The following is a 16,306-nucleotide window of genomic DNA, read 5'->3' as shown; positions in this document are numbered from 1 at the left end:
CTGCAATCCATACGTCGAGTGCTGGTTAATTTAAGTAATGGCTAATTTATTACGAGTTAATTTAAATACTGGTACTGTTTGGTACCATTGAAGGCAACTGAAACAGATAAGGCATAGGACGCTCTTTGTTTCGTTTGCGGATTTCAATTTCGATCAGTGATAGACGTTCCTGAAAATCTTTGACTGGCTCGTCCACCCGCGGATCAGCAAAGTAGGGAACCCGAGGGTCGTCACTGTAATGTCCTAAAGTATCGTATTGAACACCAGTTAAAAGATATTCAAAAGACAAAGTATATAAAGCGATATCCAGTGGCAGACACCATTTTAATGCCTCTTCCTCTGTTTTTATTTCATCGCTTCTGGTTGGTACAGCATGGTAGATACAACCCGATACACTCGGACTATAAGACATCAAGGGGTATTGGGCGTAATTGACAGACGCGTGCTGAGGCCCTGCGAGATAAATCATGTGTGAGACAATCTGGATTAAATAATCCAGGCTCTCAATGCGATAGGGTTCGCCTTCTTCATTTGGCGCAACCAAACCATTCATTCCTTTGAAACTGGCGTATAGTGGCGACACTAGCTCGTTGATAAACCCTCGAAGTTCACAATCGTTACTCACAGCTGCATCGTCTTGATAATAAATTTTAAGATAGTCACTCACAAAATCTTTTATCGCATTCCATAACAACAAAGTATCATCTCTGAAAGCAAACTGAGGCAAACTTGCTTCGTCTACGCCACGCTCCTGAAATAAGCGATCAGGACACTGTTCATCCCAGCGCCATGCCGCTCTTGCCTCGGCAACCATCGCTAGCGATGACTCAACTGTTAGACCGACAGTATTTGCGACCACTCCGCCCGGGATCACCAGGTTATGGATAGCGTTATCATTAATATTAAGCGTAAAACGAAAATGAGGAATTAAAAGTTTTAATAAAGGATGTTGTTCTGATAATTGACGGTGTGCGGCAACAACCATCGGCTCAATTGTCAGGTGGCATGCGCCCAGATGAGCAACATTTTCATGTTGGATAGCACAAACAACATTGACGAGCATTTTTGCAGTACGCCACTTCAAACCGTTTTCATCATTCGCATCAGAACAATTATTCGGCGTGAAAATCGGCGAAGTTTCCGCATCATACTTCTGCTGCAGTTGTATCGCGATTGGTTGTAACACCTCTCCTTGCCCTGGGAAACCCTGCACGGGATTTGGGTTTAAATAAAATAGCGCGATAGGCGCTGCAACAAAGCGAGGCTTTCCATGGTTATCACAAGATTTTGCGCCATCCAACATTGAGTAATCACATACATACAGTTGCTTATTTTGAGCGGCTTTACGAAGACTAATAGTATCGTCGCCGACTACCGCCTGAAATATCTTGTCAGTAACAGGAAACTTCTCGGTCAGTGTAGACAGGGCAACTGAATATTTATCGCTTTCATCATCGAGCCGAACACCTTGCAGATTGGTGGTGTTGTAACCGCCTGTTTGCAGATAACCAAAAAACCAATCCTGCTCATAAGGTTCTTCTTCAGGATTCATCCAGGGCTTACGCTCAACAGCTAGTGTTTGGGGGGCGGGTAAAGATTTGAACAGCTTTTTATAATCTTCCTTGCTGGTTGCGGTCAAATATTGATGATTAGCTAACAAGTCATATAAGGTTGACTTAAGCATTGCTGTTGGGCCTTCCCGCGAGGCCTCCTTAATCAGCGACTCCATTCCAGTGACTAATTTTTTGATATCTTTGGGTAGATTTTTCAGTTTTCTAAGCGCCTCCGGGATAGCACTTAAACTTTCAAGAATGCCAATAATATCTTTAGCTTCATCGATCAGATGCCATGATCCTTTTTTTTCCTCAAACTTGCTGTAAGCTTCCTCGATTTTTTTTATCGCGTCTTCAGGGAAATCTCCTTCAATCTCCTCTTCCAAAATATCCAGAACAACACTTTTAAAATTATCGGCCAGCCGTAAAAAAACCGGCAAGACTTTCGCTTCATAAGCCAGGGAAAACTCTTCTCCCTTAGGCAAATCAGCAGACAAAGGCACTCCCTCTAAATATGATTGCATGTAGTTATATGATGTACGTGCCAGCGATAGCTGAAATTGACGCTGTTGAAATTCCTTCTCGCTCACATTTTGGGGGAGGCTAGGATACGTACTAGTGTTGGATGAACCGGTCATTATTTTTCCTCAGTTATTATTGGTATTCTGTTAACTATAGCCTGAGTGGTGAAACTTACCCACTCGATCAATCAAATTTCGTAGCAGCAAACTCCGTGATAATACAAACTTCAAATATTTTTTTGAAAGACAATTTTCGACCATGTAACAGCTTTCTTGTTTTGAGAATGCCAGGTTGGTTTAAAATTAAGAATATGCGGGTTCTGCTGAACTCGATTCAAGTGTGAATAATATATTGAAATGGATAATAAATATGGCATTATCTATAAATGAGTTATTTTGGTAGTCGGGCCTTCAGGTCTATTTAATTTAATGTTAATTTCAAAGGAGATGCATGGAACTTCCAAATTTTAAATATCATCCTGATCCGATTGGTAGCGATAGCATCTGTGAAAGCAGCGAAATTTGTGAATGCTGTGGTAAGCAGACTGGATATCGATATAAAGGCTCGATATATTGTAAAGGTGACATATCAAGTCTTTGTCCCTGGTGTATCGCGGATGGTTCTGCTGCTAAAAAATATGATGCTCAATTTAATAATTTTTATAGCGATTTGCCAGATGAAATCGTAAAGGAAGTGCAGGAAAGAACGCCTGGGTTTTACTCCTTTCAAGAGCAAGATTGGCTCGAGCACTGTGATGATGCTTGCGAGTTTTATGGCCAGGCGTTGGCAAGTGATCTTCAGTCTCTATCACAATCCGAAGTAAACTGGATATTAGAAAATACCTATCTTGATTCTGAGGAATGGGAACACCTTAAACAAGAGCATGTTCCCGATTCCGAACCTGTAATATACAAATATGTATGTCGTAAATGTAAAGAGGTTTTTGTTAGTTTCGATGAATCATAAAATTAACGGGTCGACGTTCGAGAATAATCTGTATAAATTGCTGAGGAATAATAACTAGGTAGTCCGATAAACGAATCTGGTAGAAACAATATTTATAACAAGAGAGGGAAAAGTTTTGAAAAGTAGATTATCAATTTTATTAATCGCGAGTTTTTTAGCCGGATGTACTTCAATTAAATCAAACCAGAATTTAAGAACGTCTTCTCAAAGTGTTTCTCCTCAAAGTGCTGAAAATTTTTCACAAGCTGTTGCATTCGTTCCTACATCAATGTTTGTTGACCCTTCCAATAAAAAGCTGGATGACTTTGTTGTTACTGCTCAGCTCCCCAAAGCGGAAGCACAACTTAGAGCAAAACTGGCCACTCTGCCTGAATTTCCAAACAATAGTTACAGTGGTTGCCATGTTCGCGCTCATTTTGATTACTTACAGTTAAAAGAAATAGAAGATGCGAACATTTATAAAGTTTGGCTTTTTTCTAGCGCACTCGTCTCTCCTGCATTAGGAGGATCAATTTCGTTTACTCCGGAAAATGGTAACAAGGCTTCTTGGGACTACCATGTGGCAGTGGCTTACACAGATAACAACCAGAATGAATGGATCCTTGACCGGCTTATTTCAGAAGAACCAATGCTTATTAGCGATTGGGTCGGGCAATTCGAAATTAATGGGTACGCAGTTTTGACCCGAATGCCGCCAGAAAGCTACCTCTTTAATAAATCAACTGTTCCTGCTAGCGATCCAGTGAACTACCCTAATGGATTTTTAGCGCACTTTATACCCAAAAATGTCTTTAACGGAACATTTTACCCCTATGCCGGAGATTCAGCCGCCCAACATTGGGGCGCTAGTGATCTGGCTGCAGATTCCCTTAGTTCCAGTTTACAAAATGGAGACTTTCCATCATGTGAATGGAAAGAAATTGCATCTCAAACATTGGAATTGAAACTAGCTGTGGCCAAAAATCAAATTCCATTAGGGTGCGAGGAGGCTAAAAACTTATTTAGTGAACAGTTTGAGGTATGGGTAGCGCGTGGGCTTTAAGGGGAACGAGCCAATCGTTGTTACCTGGAATTACACGTAATGACGGGGTCAGATCAGCTTGAAGGGAATTAACTGTTTGGTGGGTTGGGTTGAGTTTGCGAAATCCAACAAAGGTTTTCGAGGTTACCAGAGAATTTAATTTTGGAATCTATGGTTGAATTGAGAATGTTGCCAGGTTTCTTTTGCTTACCCAACTTGCTGAGCTGATCCCGTTAGATTGAGACAGTTATCCGCATCTGACCGATTTACGATTAAATAGTAACTTAATGAGTTTGGATTATAAGTATAGGAAGCATCTTGATACAGAGCATTAATACACCTTATTTTGATACAGATATTCCTAAAACCATAGAATATTGTCCGGCTGATCTTTATCGAACTTACGTCCTTGTCTTTTGTAGGAAACCTCACTTTGGATTGAAAGCAACTTATCAGGCGCCAGAACCAACCGAAGATTTTGATGTATTTATTACTAGAGCGAGGTTCCTTCTTACAGTAGTAAAAGAAAAACATATTCACGATTTACTTAGTTTCATGGACGATGAAAAAAACTTATATTTTGGTTGGTCAGCTTTAGCTGCTGGCGCTTGGATGGGAGGGTTGTTAAAACACAGAGCATTTTTAGAAAAGATTATTCAATTGGTTTATGAGGGAGGTTATCCATATCAATCACTGGCTTGGCACACTGCGTTACTTTTATATGAAGATCCGGAACTGTCGAGGGTTTTCATTGAGGCAATTTCAAAATATGAAGTTTCTTTTAAAAGAGGGGACCCAGGTAATAGACATTACGCGCTCGCTTGTTTAGAGATCCTGGATGAAAAATACAATTTGAATAATGCTTCGCCATTGATAAAAGAGAAAGAAAAAGCAAACGTAATACATTGTAAAAATAGAATTGAGCGTGTTATCAAACTTTCGACTGCTATTAGAGCTGAAATTGCCTTTGATTCACCGCCCGAATTAATTCAGCGGTTAAAAGAAATATTAAGAGATACGTCACCGCCAGAATTTTACGCAATGGGTATCTTTAATGAAAATAATGTCGAAGAATGCAGAGCAATGACAAAGGAAATCTACTCTGTGTATGTGCAGCCGAAAATTGGAAAAATTAAAAAAGAATATTCGTATTACGCTAATCTAAAGCTAGCTATGCCATTCTATGCCATTAGTCATCTCGTACCGGAAGATGGCGAACCAGATATTTTCCGTCCTCTAGATAGGAAGACGGAACAGGTCTTATTATTACAAACGGTCAAGTTTTTAAGTGGTGAAGATACTCGGTTGTTGATGTTATGGGCGCATGCACGATCTTCAGATAACATTTTTGATATTCTTAGCAGTTTAGATGTTGACATAAACAATAAGTTGCCAATTGATCTGGTTGATTTTCTTTATGACAAGTTGGCTTCGTTGGTACCATTTAGCTATCAACTATGTGAACAAAATGCTTATGACTTACTGCTAAGGGGCCATCAGTGCGATGAAAAGGCAAGACGTTTATTACGAGAAGCGGAAAGTTTAAAAAATAAATATGTTAGAAAAAACTTGGAGTACAGTAGTTGGTATACCGCGTTTGAAAATCCTCGATAAAAGGGGAAATAAAACTAACGAACACTCTACCCATGAAAAGTTATAAGTCACTATTTCTTAGAGGAATTTATGGAATTTAACGAACTCAAAAATTCAGCTATTCAACTGAATAATCTATATGAAAAATGGGAGTTCAAGGAATTTGGTCGCAAGTGGAGTACGCAGGAACTAGCGCTTGGATTCGTTGGAGATGTGGGTGATTTAGCGAAACTCGTTCAAGCAAATGCTGGTGTAAGAAATATCGATGATCATAAAACCAAACTTGAACATGAACTCGCTGATTGCTTGTGGTCAATAATTGTATTAGCTGGCAAATGCGATGTTGATTTAGAATCTGCTTTTAAGAAGAACATTAAAGAATTAATCGAGTATATGTCTGATAAACTTAACTGTAATCAATAAAAGCAAAAGACACTAGAATCATAGTTAATCTTTTATGGTTTGGTTGAGTAAAGCTAACAGACAGCATTCGAACTATTTAAAAGTAGTATAACGCTAGCTGCGAATCTTAAACATGAATCGAATTCTAGTGTTAATACGCACAAAATTAACTAAGCGTTAAGGTAATAATGTGATTTGGTTAATGCGAAACCCAACAGAAGTTTTCTAGATTAGGAGAAAATTTAATTCCTTTGAATCTATGGTTGAATTGAGAATGTTGTTGGGTTTCCTTCGTCTACCCAGCCTACGGATTGCTATCGGCAAACAATTAAACTAGCTCTCAAATCAAAATTGTAAAAAAAGGAGGTTTAGTAGTTTGGATTGGTCTAAAGGAATGGACCTGGCGATTGAGTATATTGAAGATTATAATAAGCAGACAGTTCGTTAAAGTTACCAGAATTGCTTGCTGGAGCGTAATGGTTGTATTTATAACAAAAAATACATGAGAATAAAAACTCTCTCAAGATTTCAACTTTAAGCAATAGAATAAACGTATGAACCTTCCACCGATCACTGATAAACGCTGGTCGTTGCCAATCGCAGCAATCGCAGTACTATATGCCGGGGTTCTGCTGGCAAAAGGCGATAAAATATTAAATGCGTTTGAAAGCTTGGGTTTAAATTTCGACTCTGAGTTAATTATTCTTACTGGTTGGCTTATGTGGTTGCTTTCGGCGAATATATTGCATGTCAGGTCTCGTGAAGAATTGACTGGGAGAATACTTGTAATTCTGGGTCACTGTGTTGGACTCGTCGTCTTGGCATATTCTTTTGATAGAGATGAAGCAGGGTTCTTGGCGAGCATGTTTTGGGGCTTCATTATACTCGCTTATGCGTTCATATTTTCATTTTCTTCAGAAAGAAAAATTTCTCTACATGTTTTTTCGATATTCTTGATTTTTACTCCCATGTTGATCGGAGCGACTCTGGGAGAGGCGTTGAATATTTACTATCAAACACGGCCTGATCTTGTCAGTGTTAGATTGCTTTCTCCGGCAGATGCAAATGCGTTTGCATGCTTAGTGACCGTTACTTTACTTTCGAGTTATCGTAGCGTTGAATTCAATTTGTTAAAAGCACCTAAATGGTTGTTATATGCTTCTCTTATGATGGTTCTCCTCGTAGGGTGGTTCGATGCAGGAACATATATAACCAGGCTTGGTTTTTTGAATAGTTTAGGCTCTTCAATAATTGGCACTATTTTTTATTTTTCTTACCCGGTAACTATTGCTATTCTTGCTTTGAGTGCAATCAATTCCAAACGCTCGTTGAGAGCAGTCACTTTATTATTATCTGGTTTCCTGGCCGGAGTATTACACGGTTCATTCATTTATACCGTCCGCATAGGGGCGGGTGTTCCCGGTGACTGGTTCGCTCAAGCCGTCACTGTTGGAGCAATGTCTGGATTCGTTTGTGCAATGAGTATTTTATTGTCCTTGCGTTTGATTCGGAAATTATCGCCAAACAACGTTATGCAGCCGACAGTTGATGGGGCTGAATGAAGCAATTATTATCAATATGAGTCGAAGAATTCACCTTGTATCAGTTAGCAACCAACAGGGCTTCCAAATCAAAATAGCAAAAAAAGGTGAGACTCAATATTAACAACCATTTATTCTACCTCGTAAAAAAGGAGGCTTAGTAATTTGGATTGGTCTAAACGAATGAATCTGGCGATTGAATTTATTGAGGATAATCTCGATGGTGAAATTGCTATAGATGAGGTGGCAAAAATAGCCTATTCCTCTAAGTATCATTTTCATCGTATGTTCTATGCCATATTTAATGTCACTCCCGCGGAATACATTCGAAAACGCAAACTGACCAAGGCAGCAGCAGAGCTAGTATCAGGTGACGAACGAGTTATCGATATAGCATCAAAATATGGCTATGACTCTCCTAATGCTTTTACACGAGCATTTCGAAAGTTACATGGTGTCAATCCCGGTAAAGTGCGTTCATCACAAGTTAAACTCTCTGCATATAACCGTGTTTCCTTTCAATTAGAGACAAAAGGAAAAGCAATGTTAGATTATAGAATTATTGAGAAACCAGCATTCAAAGTGCGTGGTAAAAGTAAAGATTTCGAATTTGATCAATTCGTTAAAGAGGGTCGGAAGTTTTGGAAAGAATATGTCAGCTCAAATGAATACAATTTGCTTTTTGAGTTAACCAGTGGCAGATGTGGCCCTGTATCAGAAGCCCCATTAATGTCAGTGTATTTTCCAAATGAACAAGGAAATAAAGAGGCTTTTACTGATGTTCTTGCTATCGAAAATACCTCTGAAATTGACTCAAATAAGTTTGATACTTATTCAATACCAACTGCGACATATGCTGAATTCAATTGCACTTATCAAACGTCTATGAAAACAAATAGATATATTTATGGGGAATGGTTTGCTTCAACCGGATATGAGCGAGACGGAAATAAACCTGACATAGCGGCTTATTTCCCCATAGCTTTCAGACCCATGAGAGATATGGGAATTCGTTGGTGGATACCGGTGATTAAGAAGTAATGAATTGATAATGAGCAGACAGTCTGCGCACGGTGTTAACCCCCTCTCACTCTGGGAGAGGGCTGGGGAGAGGGAGAAAGACATCCTAGAGCACCGTATCAAGTAATAAATTAGTTTCAGTTTGCTCAATACCATCAATCAGGCGGATCTCACCGAGCAGGGTATTCAGTGAAGGTAAACTTTCCGCCCTGATTTCAGCCATCAAATCCCAATGGCCGCTAGTATGATGGATAGCAACAACTTGAGGGAAACTTTGTAAATCTTTGATTACTGCGGTTTCATTTTTAGCCTTGACCGTAATATTCATAAACAGCCGGACGAGGTGACTTTCTGCCTCTGGTTTCAGCTTCAGCGTATAGCCTTGAACGACACCATTTTGCTCAAGTTTGTTAATTCTGTTTTGCACCGTTGCTCTTGAAACACCTAATTTCTTTGCCAGAATAACGACCGGCATTCTAGCGTTATCCCTTAGCAGAGAAATCAGCTTTCTATCTTTATCATCCAGCTTATCAGACATGATTAGGTATCCAGAATTAGTCACTTTGTAACTCTTATATTTCATTATGCATTAATTGAGTATCAAAATGTACAATTTGTTGGCTATTTGTTGGCTTTACTTTGAGCTAACATAAAATTTTTTGTAATTGGACAACATAATGACCTTGTTTCTGGATGTTAAAACTTTAGGAAAACTGGTGAGTAAAATTGGTTCCGAAAACTTAATGAAAGGACTACTGGATTACCTTGAACATGATTTTACGAACTGGCTGGAATTTGACAAATCATCTCGCACTGCAGCCCACAGCAAGGTAGGCGTTATCGAATTAATGCCGGTGGCAGATGAGCAAAACTACACGTTTAAATATGTGAACGGTCATCCATCGAATCCTTCACTCGGGTTACCCACAGTGATGGCTTTTGGCGCTTTATCCGATGTTGCGACCGGATACCCTCGAATGCTCTCAGAACTTACTCTGACAACCGCGTTCCGAACAGCAGTAACTTCCGCAATGGCTGCAAAAGCATTGGCCAGGCCTGATTCTGAAATAATGGGAATTATCGGCTGTGGTGCCCAGTGTGAGTTTCAGGCTTTGGCATTTCATTTTCTGCTTGGTATCAATGAATTGAGGATCTTTGATATTGACTCCCAATCAATGGAGAAGGTATTCAATCACCTCAAACGATATCCTGAATTGAAGGTGATAAAAACCAGCTCAGCGAGGGAGTGTGTTAAAGGGGCAGATATTGTAACCACAGTCACTGCCGACAAGAGCAACGCAACTATTTTAACTGCTGACATGATTGAGCCTGGTATGCATATCAATGGTGTCGGTGGTGATTGCCCAGGAAAAACCGAGCTACATATCGATGCCCTGAAGAGCGGTAAGATATTTGTCGAACACGAACCTCAAACGCGAGTTGAAGGGGATATTCAACAACTAGATAAAGAACATCCTGTTTTTCCGATTTGGCGAGTTATTGCTAACTATGATCAAGGCCGAGACTCTAAAAATCAGATCACGATTTTTGATTCAGTCGGCTTTGCTTTGGAAGATTTGTCGGTATTGCGATATATTTATGATAAGGCAGTTGAATTGAAAATGGGCGACACTATCGATTTGATACCACAGCTTGAAAATCCCAAAGATTTATTTGCACTTACTAACGAATATCATGATGAAGTCCTCATTCGATTTGGTGCATAAAATAAAAGGACTCTAGAAATGACAACAAAATTTTATAATCGTTTGCTTGCAATTATTATTGTTCTGTTTTCCTTCCAACTGTTTTCCTTTAATAGTTTTGCTAGCAATCTCGACGGAATGAGCCGTGAGAAAATGCAAGTTTTTATCGGTGAGATGCCGAAAGCTGAATTACATATTCACCTCGAAGGAACCATGAGCCCTGAAACTGTAGCAAAGCTGGCCAATCGCAATAAATTTAACTTTTTCAAAACTGCTGATGAAGTAAGACAATCTTTATCAAGTCGAGTGCCGGGATTAACCGGATTTCTTAGCCATCATAATAAACAGATTACGGTATTGCAGACAGAAAAAGATTTTTTAACAACTGTTTATGACTTCATGGAAAAATGCAAAGAAAATAATATCGTCTATGTGGAAATGTTTTTTGATCCTCAGGCCCACACTTCTAGAGGAATTGATTTTGATAGCATGATGAAAGGAATTCTTGCAGGTAGAGAAGCAGGCCAGAAAGCTTTTGGTGTGAAGCTCAACCTTATTATTTCTATTAACCGCGAGCGTAGTGTTGATAGTGCTGTTGAAATGATGTCTAACGCGAAGCCCTACAAGAAGTATTTGTTAGGACTTGGAATTGATTCTGGACCGGAAGAAGGTAATCCGCCTTCTAAATTCAAAGATGTCTATGCACAGGCAAAAAAAGATGGATATTTTTTAACAATTCACAACGATGTTGATGAAAAGAATTCAACTGGTCACATTCGTGAAGCAATGGATATTCTCAAGGTAGATCGGTTGGATCATAGTTTGAATGCGGCTGAAGATATCGATTTAGTTGCTGAAATAAGACGCCGGGACCTATGTTTAACTGCTTCTCCCGTTCAGCGTGGGAGTGACCCTGAGCCACAAGATATTCCACGGATTCGCTTTCTATTTCAACACGGTGTATGCATAAGTCTTCACTCTGACGATCCGGGAGAATTTGATAGTGGATACCTGACTAATCTCATGCTTAATTTTCAGCAAGCCGGAAAGTTTTCGAAAAGAGATATGGTTCGTTTGATGTTGCATGCATTTAAAGCCGCATGGCTACCAGATGAAGAAAAAAAGGCTTACATTAATTCCTTGAAGAAATGGGCTGCTGCTAATTACGTCAATATTTAGCCTCTCAGAAAACTAAAAGGCAGCCTATCTAAAAAAATTCAGGCAATAGTAGGCCTGAATTTTTGAATGGGTGCGATACATACAAAGATGAAACGAAAATATTTCAAACTACCGAGACATAGCAAAAACTAAAAGTTAATGGATTCTCAGTTAACTGGCAGACACTCCAGTCATAAAACAAGAATAATTATCATTTGCAAGTGAGAATGTGATAGGTATAATCGCTAATAGTTATTTTTGATCAGGTAGAGACCTATGAAACGATTATTAATAAAGAGTTTGCTCATTCTAGGCGCTATTAACATTGGCATAACTAACAGTGTGCAAGCACTGGAAATGATCATTGGTGAAAGCTACGTCAAGCCTGGCATCGATTTTATCTTTGAGGGAGCAATAAAAGATCATGTCATGCCGCTGTCTCAAAATTTGGCCGAAGGCAAAACTGATGTTCATATCGAAGCCCGAGTTAACTGGTCGGCTAAAGGAGAGGTTCCTAAAGGTACGCCAAGAGGCGGTTTTATTCCTTATCTAAAAATTAATGCTGAAGTCATCAATCAGCGCACTAAAGAAACAACATTTGTCACTCTAACGCCGCACATAAATCTCATTGATAATTTTCATTACGCCCGAAACATGAGTTTGCCCGGAAAGCAAGATGACAAATACACTGTCACTTTTTATGTCGATCCGCCGGAAATTAGTGATGTATCCTTGCATAAAGATTGGGTAGATGGGCACCAGGCTTATTTTATGAAGAAGCAAAAGTTTACTTATCAAGATCTCGACTTTGAAAAAATTGCCAAGGCGTCGCGACGGTAATCGCGACCTGCCTATGGCGAGTCGAACTAGATCAGAGAATTCTACCGGGTAGTCGGAACTTGTTCGAGCGACAACCTTACTCGCTCGATTCAAGTCCACAATATAGGATTTGTGGAACAAGATGGCTCAAGAGTGAACAATGAGTACTGTGTTATGGATTGACATTAAGTTAAGATAACTTTTTCACTCTAGAACTGAGTTTATCTTATGCGTCAAAGGTTGCGCCTTATTGCATTACAGCACCAGGGGCTTACCAAAGTGCGTCCATTTGGAAAAGGGCGCGAAGCGACTCAACGTGCACTGGAGCATTTAGGGTATATTCAAATAGATACACTATCTGTTGTTGAGCGCGCGCATCATCACACGCTTTGGACTCGCATTCCCGATTATCAGCCCAGTTTCCTTCGCCAATTAGTACAAGAACGAAGTGCATTTGAATATTGGTTTCACGCAGCTTCTTACTTACCGATGAATGATTATCGATTTGCCTTACCACTGATGTCAGCGGTAAGGCGTGGCGAGTCTTCCTTTTGTCCCAGGGCAGAACCTAAATATATGCAACATGTTCTTGATCGAATTCGAATCGATGGACCGCTCAAAGCCAGAGATTTTGAATCAGCGAAAAAAGGTGATGCAAAATGGTGGAATTGGAAACCGGCAAAGCGTGCGTTGGAAAGACTCTTCCTGCAAGGCGATTTAATGATAACGGATCGTTTCGGTATGGAAAAAGTTTATGATCTCACAGAAAGAGTTTTACCTGACAATACGGATACCAATGAGCCGTCTCTGCTGGAATTTTCCGAATATTTAATTAACCTTTCGATCAGGGCAAATGGATTTACCACGCTTAAACAACTCACACATTTAAGGCCAGGAGAAAAATTAGTAAAAGCACTTAAAGCTGTGTTACAGCAAAAAATCGAACAAGGGGATTTAATAGAGCAGACCATAGAAGCCATGCCGCCAATCTTTATTACTCAGAAGGCTCTTGACGCCAGGGTAAAATCGCCACCCACAAACATTCGAATTTTATCACCATTTGATAATGCCATTATTCATCGCGATAGAGTTCAACAGTTGTTTGGATTTGATTATAAGCTTGAGTGTTACACTCCTAAAGAGAAGCGTAAGTTTGGCTATTTCTGTTTGCCCATTCTCTATAAAGATAGAATGATCGGCAGGGTGGATTGCAAGGCGCATCGTAAAACTGGTGACTTTGAATTGATCCATTTACACCTTGAGCAGACAAAAATAGAAATGGATCATTTTATATCGAATTTTTCCAAGGTAGTTTATCGCTTTGCTAAACTCAATAATTGCCAGTCGATTATTGTCTCAAGCGTCAGTCCGAAAAAGTTGACGACTATGTTTAGAAAGGTATTAAGTTCCGCAATGATATAACTGGAAAAATACCTTAGACACCAAGTCGGCGAGCTTAGTAAAAGCTTGCCGACTGTACTGATCTATCCTCTTTAAAGTTAATTCCAGGTTTTCTCAAAACGGATCCCAATGATAGGAATAGTTTCGCCTTCCTCTTCTTTTAATTCTCCGGTTATCGGGTTAAATTCTCGCTCATCGGTTGCTGATGAACCATAGACATTTAACACATCAATAAACGCTATGAAGTCGAAGGAGTCGAAAGGACGGCGATAATCCAGACGGGCATTTAAGGTATGAAAATCATCCCAGCGTAAAGTATTGTTTGTGGTAAATTCTTGCGAATACCTGAGGGGCCCGCCTACCGATGCCAGTACATCCTGATAAATAGCAAAATCGTCTCGTGGGCGACCCGTCGCATATTTCCAGCGAAACCCGAAATGCCACCGATCATCAATTTCCCAGTTTGCGCCGACGGTAAAAAAATGCTCATAATTAAAATCTGCATCATATTCGCCATTACCATCCCTGTCGTCTAACGTGGCATTGTTGTATGAATAAACGGCATTGGCTGACCAACTTTCGTTGAATCGACGATTGACGACAATATCGAACCCCTTCGATGTTCCTTCACCATTATTTCCAGTTTCTCCAGTTACCACATCTGGTGAAGTGACAAGATCATCTAATTGTTGGTAGTAAATTTCTGCTAATAGATCCCAGTCTTTATTCAACCGGTAGTTGAAGCCTGCGCTGATATGATTCACTCTCTCGTTTTTTAAGTTATTATTCATAGAGTCAGCAGCCCGTTCCAAAAAACGTGGTGACTGATAAAAGGTACCCGCGGTGAGAGAGAAGCGTGTGAGTGGAGAATAATGATAGTTTATTGCGAGTCTTGGAGAGATATAGCTGTCATCTGAAAAGCCATCGTATTCGTATCGTAGACCTGCGCGAAAATTCCAATCTCCCACTTCAAAAACCTGCTCAGAATAAATGGCATACTCTATCTCTTTGCGTAGTAGCACCGCATTAGTATCCGCTGGCGTTAGCACAAGATAGCGTTGGGAAGGATCAGCACGAAAGTCAGTAGTATTATATTCATACCGATACCAGTCATCAGCCAGAGTTCTGGAAAAATCAAGATCAAGTTCGCTGACAGATAATCCCGCTGAAAATTTCCCAAACTGATTACTAAAAGTCAGGTTACTAAGCCAACCAATTTCTTTTTCATCTTCCCTTTGAGTTAATATATTTTTCCTTACTGGAACTTGATCCTCTGGTAAAACGATTGGCATCGAGTTGGGAAAAGCTTCGCCCTCTTGACTGGTTTTGTCAGTACGACGCATATAGAATCGGTTTTCCCATTGACCGTCATCGCCGAATAGGTGTGTCCAGTTTATTCCCAGCAGGTTGCTCTTTTGCTCGGTGTCTAGTAATTCCCTGGACTCAAAGTTTTCAGACGCAAGCACATGGGAAACATTGCGTTCATCGGTTTCCGGTGTATGTAAAAGTAAAAACTCCAAAGTGTTATCAATATCAATATTGGTATGAGTCTTTAAAATCACATCTGTCATAACTGGATTGCCAATATCTTTTTCATCAATGAGATCAAATACTCTGCCGAAATCGAACTGGCGTGCGGTGAAAATGAGAGAGGTGTCTTCCTGGATGCCGCTCGGACCATCGTAAATAAACTCTAATCCAGCGATATCGACGCGTAAGCTGGCTGAAGGACTCGGCGCGCCCTTTGCGAGATCTAATTTTAGTAAAGAGCCGTTGCGCCCGCCATACCTGGCACTCCATCCGCCTGGTGAAAATTCTGCGCCGGATATCAAACTTGGGGCGAAAATGGAAAAGCGCCCACCGCCGTTAATGTCTTCTTGCTCGCCCACATTTTCATCGAAATGCACAACTTTATCGTAGGGAATTCCATCAACTAAAATCAGGTTATCTCGTGGGCCGCGTCCCCTCACTGTAAAGTTTGCAAAATCCCCGGTTGATATTAATCCGGGAACGCCGTCGAGGGCTCGCAGTACATCGGCTCCACTGCCTGCGGCTGTACGCAATCGCTCTCCTTTCAGGTAGGTCGCGCTAACGGGACCGTCAGGTTCACTTTTGAGGGCATCTGCGACAATGACTAAAACGTTTTCAGTATTATCAGCAGTTCGCATTTGTAATTCTAACGGATTTATCCTGTCTCGAATGACTCTTAAGCTTGGCTCCACGACCTTATAAAATCCTTTGCGTGTCGCAGTAATTTTAAAAAGACCTGGATTTAAACCACTCACTGATGCGGTTCCGCTGGTGTCGGTATTGGCGATATGTACTTCACCGCTGCGCGACTCAATGGTAATAGAAACGCCGCTTAGCGGACGACTATCTTCTCCGGTGACAGTAATGAAAATATCGCCACTCGCGGCTGCTACGTGAAAGGGAAAGAGTAGTGCCAGTATTATCCACAGACGATGAATCGAGTGTGTTAAATGATTACCTTCAAACAAAGATCTTACTCCAGTCAATTTTGTGTAATTAGTACCTTAACTGGGGAAATGTGAAAAAGTTGTCGTTGCTTTTAAAACATTCATTTTTTCAAGATATAAGATAGTG

13 protein-coding genes are annotated in these 16,306 nt (G+C 40.2%); 10 read left to right on the top strand and 3 right to left on the bottom strand.

The features are described 5' to 3' along the window. Positions 1–61 precede the first annotated feature (61 nt). Positions 62–2,191 (bottom strand): lipoxygenase family protein, encoded by a 2,130-nt coding sequence (locus FLL46_RS06900; protein ID WP_142892757.1) that lies wholly within the window; start codon positions 2,189–2,191, stop codon positions 62–64. Positions 2,192–2,525: 334 nt separating this feature from the next. Here FLL46_RS06900 and FLL46_RS06895 point away from each other — a divergent pair, with 334 nt between their 5' ends. From FLL46_RS06895 to FLL46_RS06870, 6 genes are all read left to right on the top strand, one after another. Then, a complete protein-coding gene (locus FLL46_RS06895; RefSeq protein ID WP_142892756.1) occupies positions 2,526–3,041 on the top strand; it encodes a CbrC family protein in 516 nt (171 codons plus the stop codon). Positions 3,042–3,156: 115 nt separating this feature from the next. Continuing rightward, positions 3,157–4,083 (top strand): protein-glutamine glutaminase family protein, encoded by a 927-nt coding sequence (locus FLL46_RS06890; RefSeq protein ID WP_142892755.1) that lies wholly within the window; start codon positions 3,157–3,159, stop codon positions 4,081–4,083. A gap of 297 nt (positions 4,084–4,380) precedes the next feature. Next, positions 4,381–5,676 (top strand): hypothetical protein, encoded by a 1,296-nt coding sequence (locus FLL46_RS06885; protein ID WP_142892754.1) that lies wholly within the window; start codon positions 4,381–4,383, stop codon positions 5,674–5,676. Positions 5,677–5,745: 69 nt separating this feature from the next. Beyond that, a complete protein-coding gene (locus FLL46_RS06880) occupies positions 5,746–6,078 on the top strand; it encodes a nucleoside triphosphate pyrophosphohydrolase family protein (protein WP_142892753.1) in 333 nt (110 codons plus the stop codon). 533 nt (positions 6,079–6,611) lie between these two features. After that, complete coding sequence (locus FLL46_RS06875) at positions 6,612–7,619, top strand: hypothetical protein (protein ID WP_142892752.1); 1,008 nt, start codon at positions 6,612–6,614, stop codon at positions 7,617–7,619. Between the two features lie 144 nt (positions 7,620–7,763). Then, positions 7,764–8,639 carry an AraC family transcriptional regulator gene (locus FLL46_RS06870; RefSeq protein WP_142892751.1) on the top strand — a complete coding sequence of 292 codons (876 nt, stop codon included), beginning with the start codon at positions 7,764–7,766 and terminating at the stop codon, positions 8,637–8,639. 85 nt (positions 8,640–8,724) lie between these two features. Here FLL46_RS06870 and FLL46_RS06865 read toward each other — a convergent pair whose 3' ends face one another. Continuing rightward, the gene (locus FLL46_RS06865) at positions 8,725–9,156 is read right to left on the bottom strand and encodes an Lrp/AsnC family transcriptional regulator (RefSeq protein ID WP_210418616.1); all 432 of its coding nucleotides are present in this window, start codon (positions 9,154–9,156) and stop codon (positions 8,725–8,727) included. A 139-nt stretch (positions 9,157–9,295) separates the two neighbouring features. Between FLL46_RS06865 and FLL46_RS06860 the strand changes: the two genes are divergently transcribed. From FLL46_RS06860 to FLL46_RS06845, 4 genes are all read left to right on the top strand, one after another. Further along, positions 9,296–10,345 carry an ornithine cyclodeaminase gene (locus FLL46_RS06860; RefSeq protein ID WP_142892750.1) on the top strand — a complete coding sequence of 350 codons (1,050 nt, stop codon included), beginning with the start codon at positions 9,296–9,298 and terminating at the stop codon, positions 10,343–10,345. A gap of 18 nt (positions 10,346–10,363) precedes the next feature. Continuing rightward, positions 10,364–11,503, top strand: coding sequence for an adenosine deaminase (add, locus tag FLL46_RS06855; protein ID WP_142892749.1), 1,140 nt, complete (start codon positions 10,364–10,366; stop codon positions 11,501–11,503). A gap of 255 nt (positions 11,504–11,758) precedes the next feature. Then, entirely contained in the window at positions 11,759–12,322 is a 564-nt protein-coding gene (locus FLL46_RS06850) for an iron transporter (protein WP_142892748.1), read from the top strand. A gap of 207 nt (positions 12,323–12,529) precedes the next feature. Then, positions 12,530–13,723, top strand: coding sequence for a winged helix-turn-helix domain-containing protein (locus FLL46_RS06845; RefSeq protein WP_142892747.1), 1,194 nt, complete (start codon positions 12,530–12,532; stop codon positions 13,721–13,723). A 77-nt stretch (positions 13,724–13,800) separates the two neighbouring features. Here the strand turns inward: FLL46_RS06845 and FLL46_RS06840 are convergent, their stop codons facing one another. Continuing rightward, positions 13,801–16,200 (bottom strand): TonB-dependent receptor, encoded by a 2,400-nt coding sequence (locus FLL46_RS06840; RefSeq protein WP_168204077.1) that lies wholly within the window; start codon positions 16,198–16,200, stop codon positions 13,801–13,803. Positions 16,201–16,306: the final 106 nt, after the last annotated feature.

The organism is Aliikangiella coralliicola (assembly GCF_007004725.1).
GTDB classification, from domain to species: domain Bacteria; phylum Pseudomonadota; class Gammaproteobacteria; order Enterobacterales; family Kangiellaceae; genus Aliikangiella; species Aliikangiella coralliicola.
Note: the sequence above shows the minus strand (reverse complement) of the source record. Positions and strands in the feature narration are given on the sequence as shown.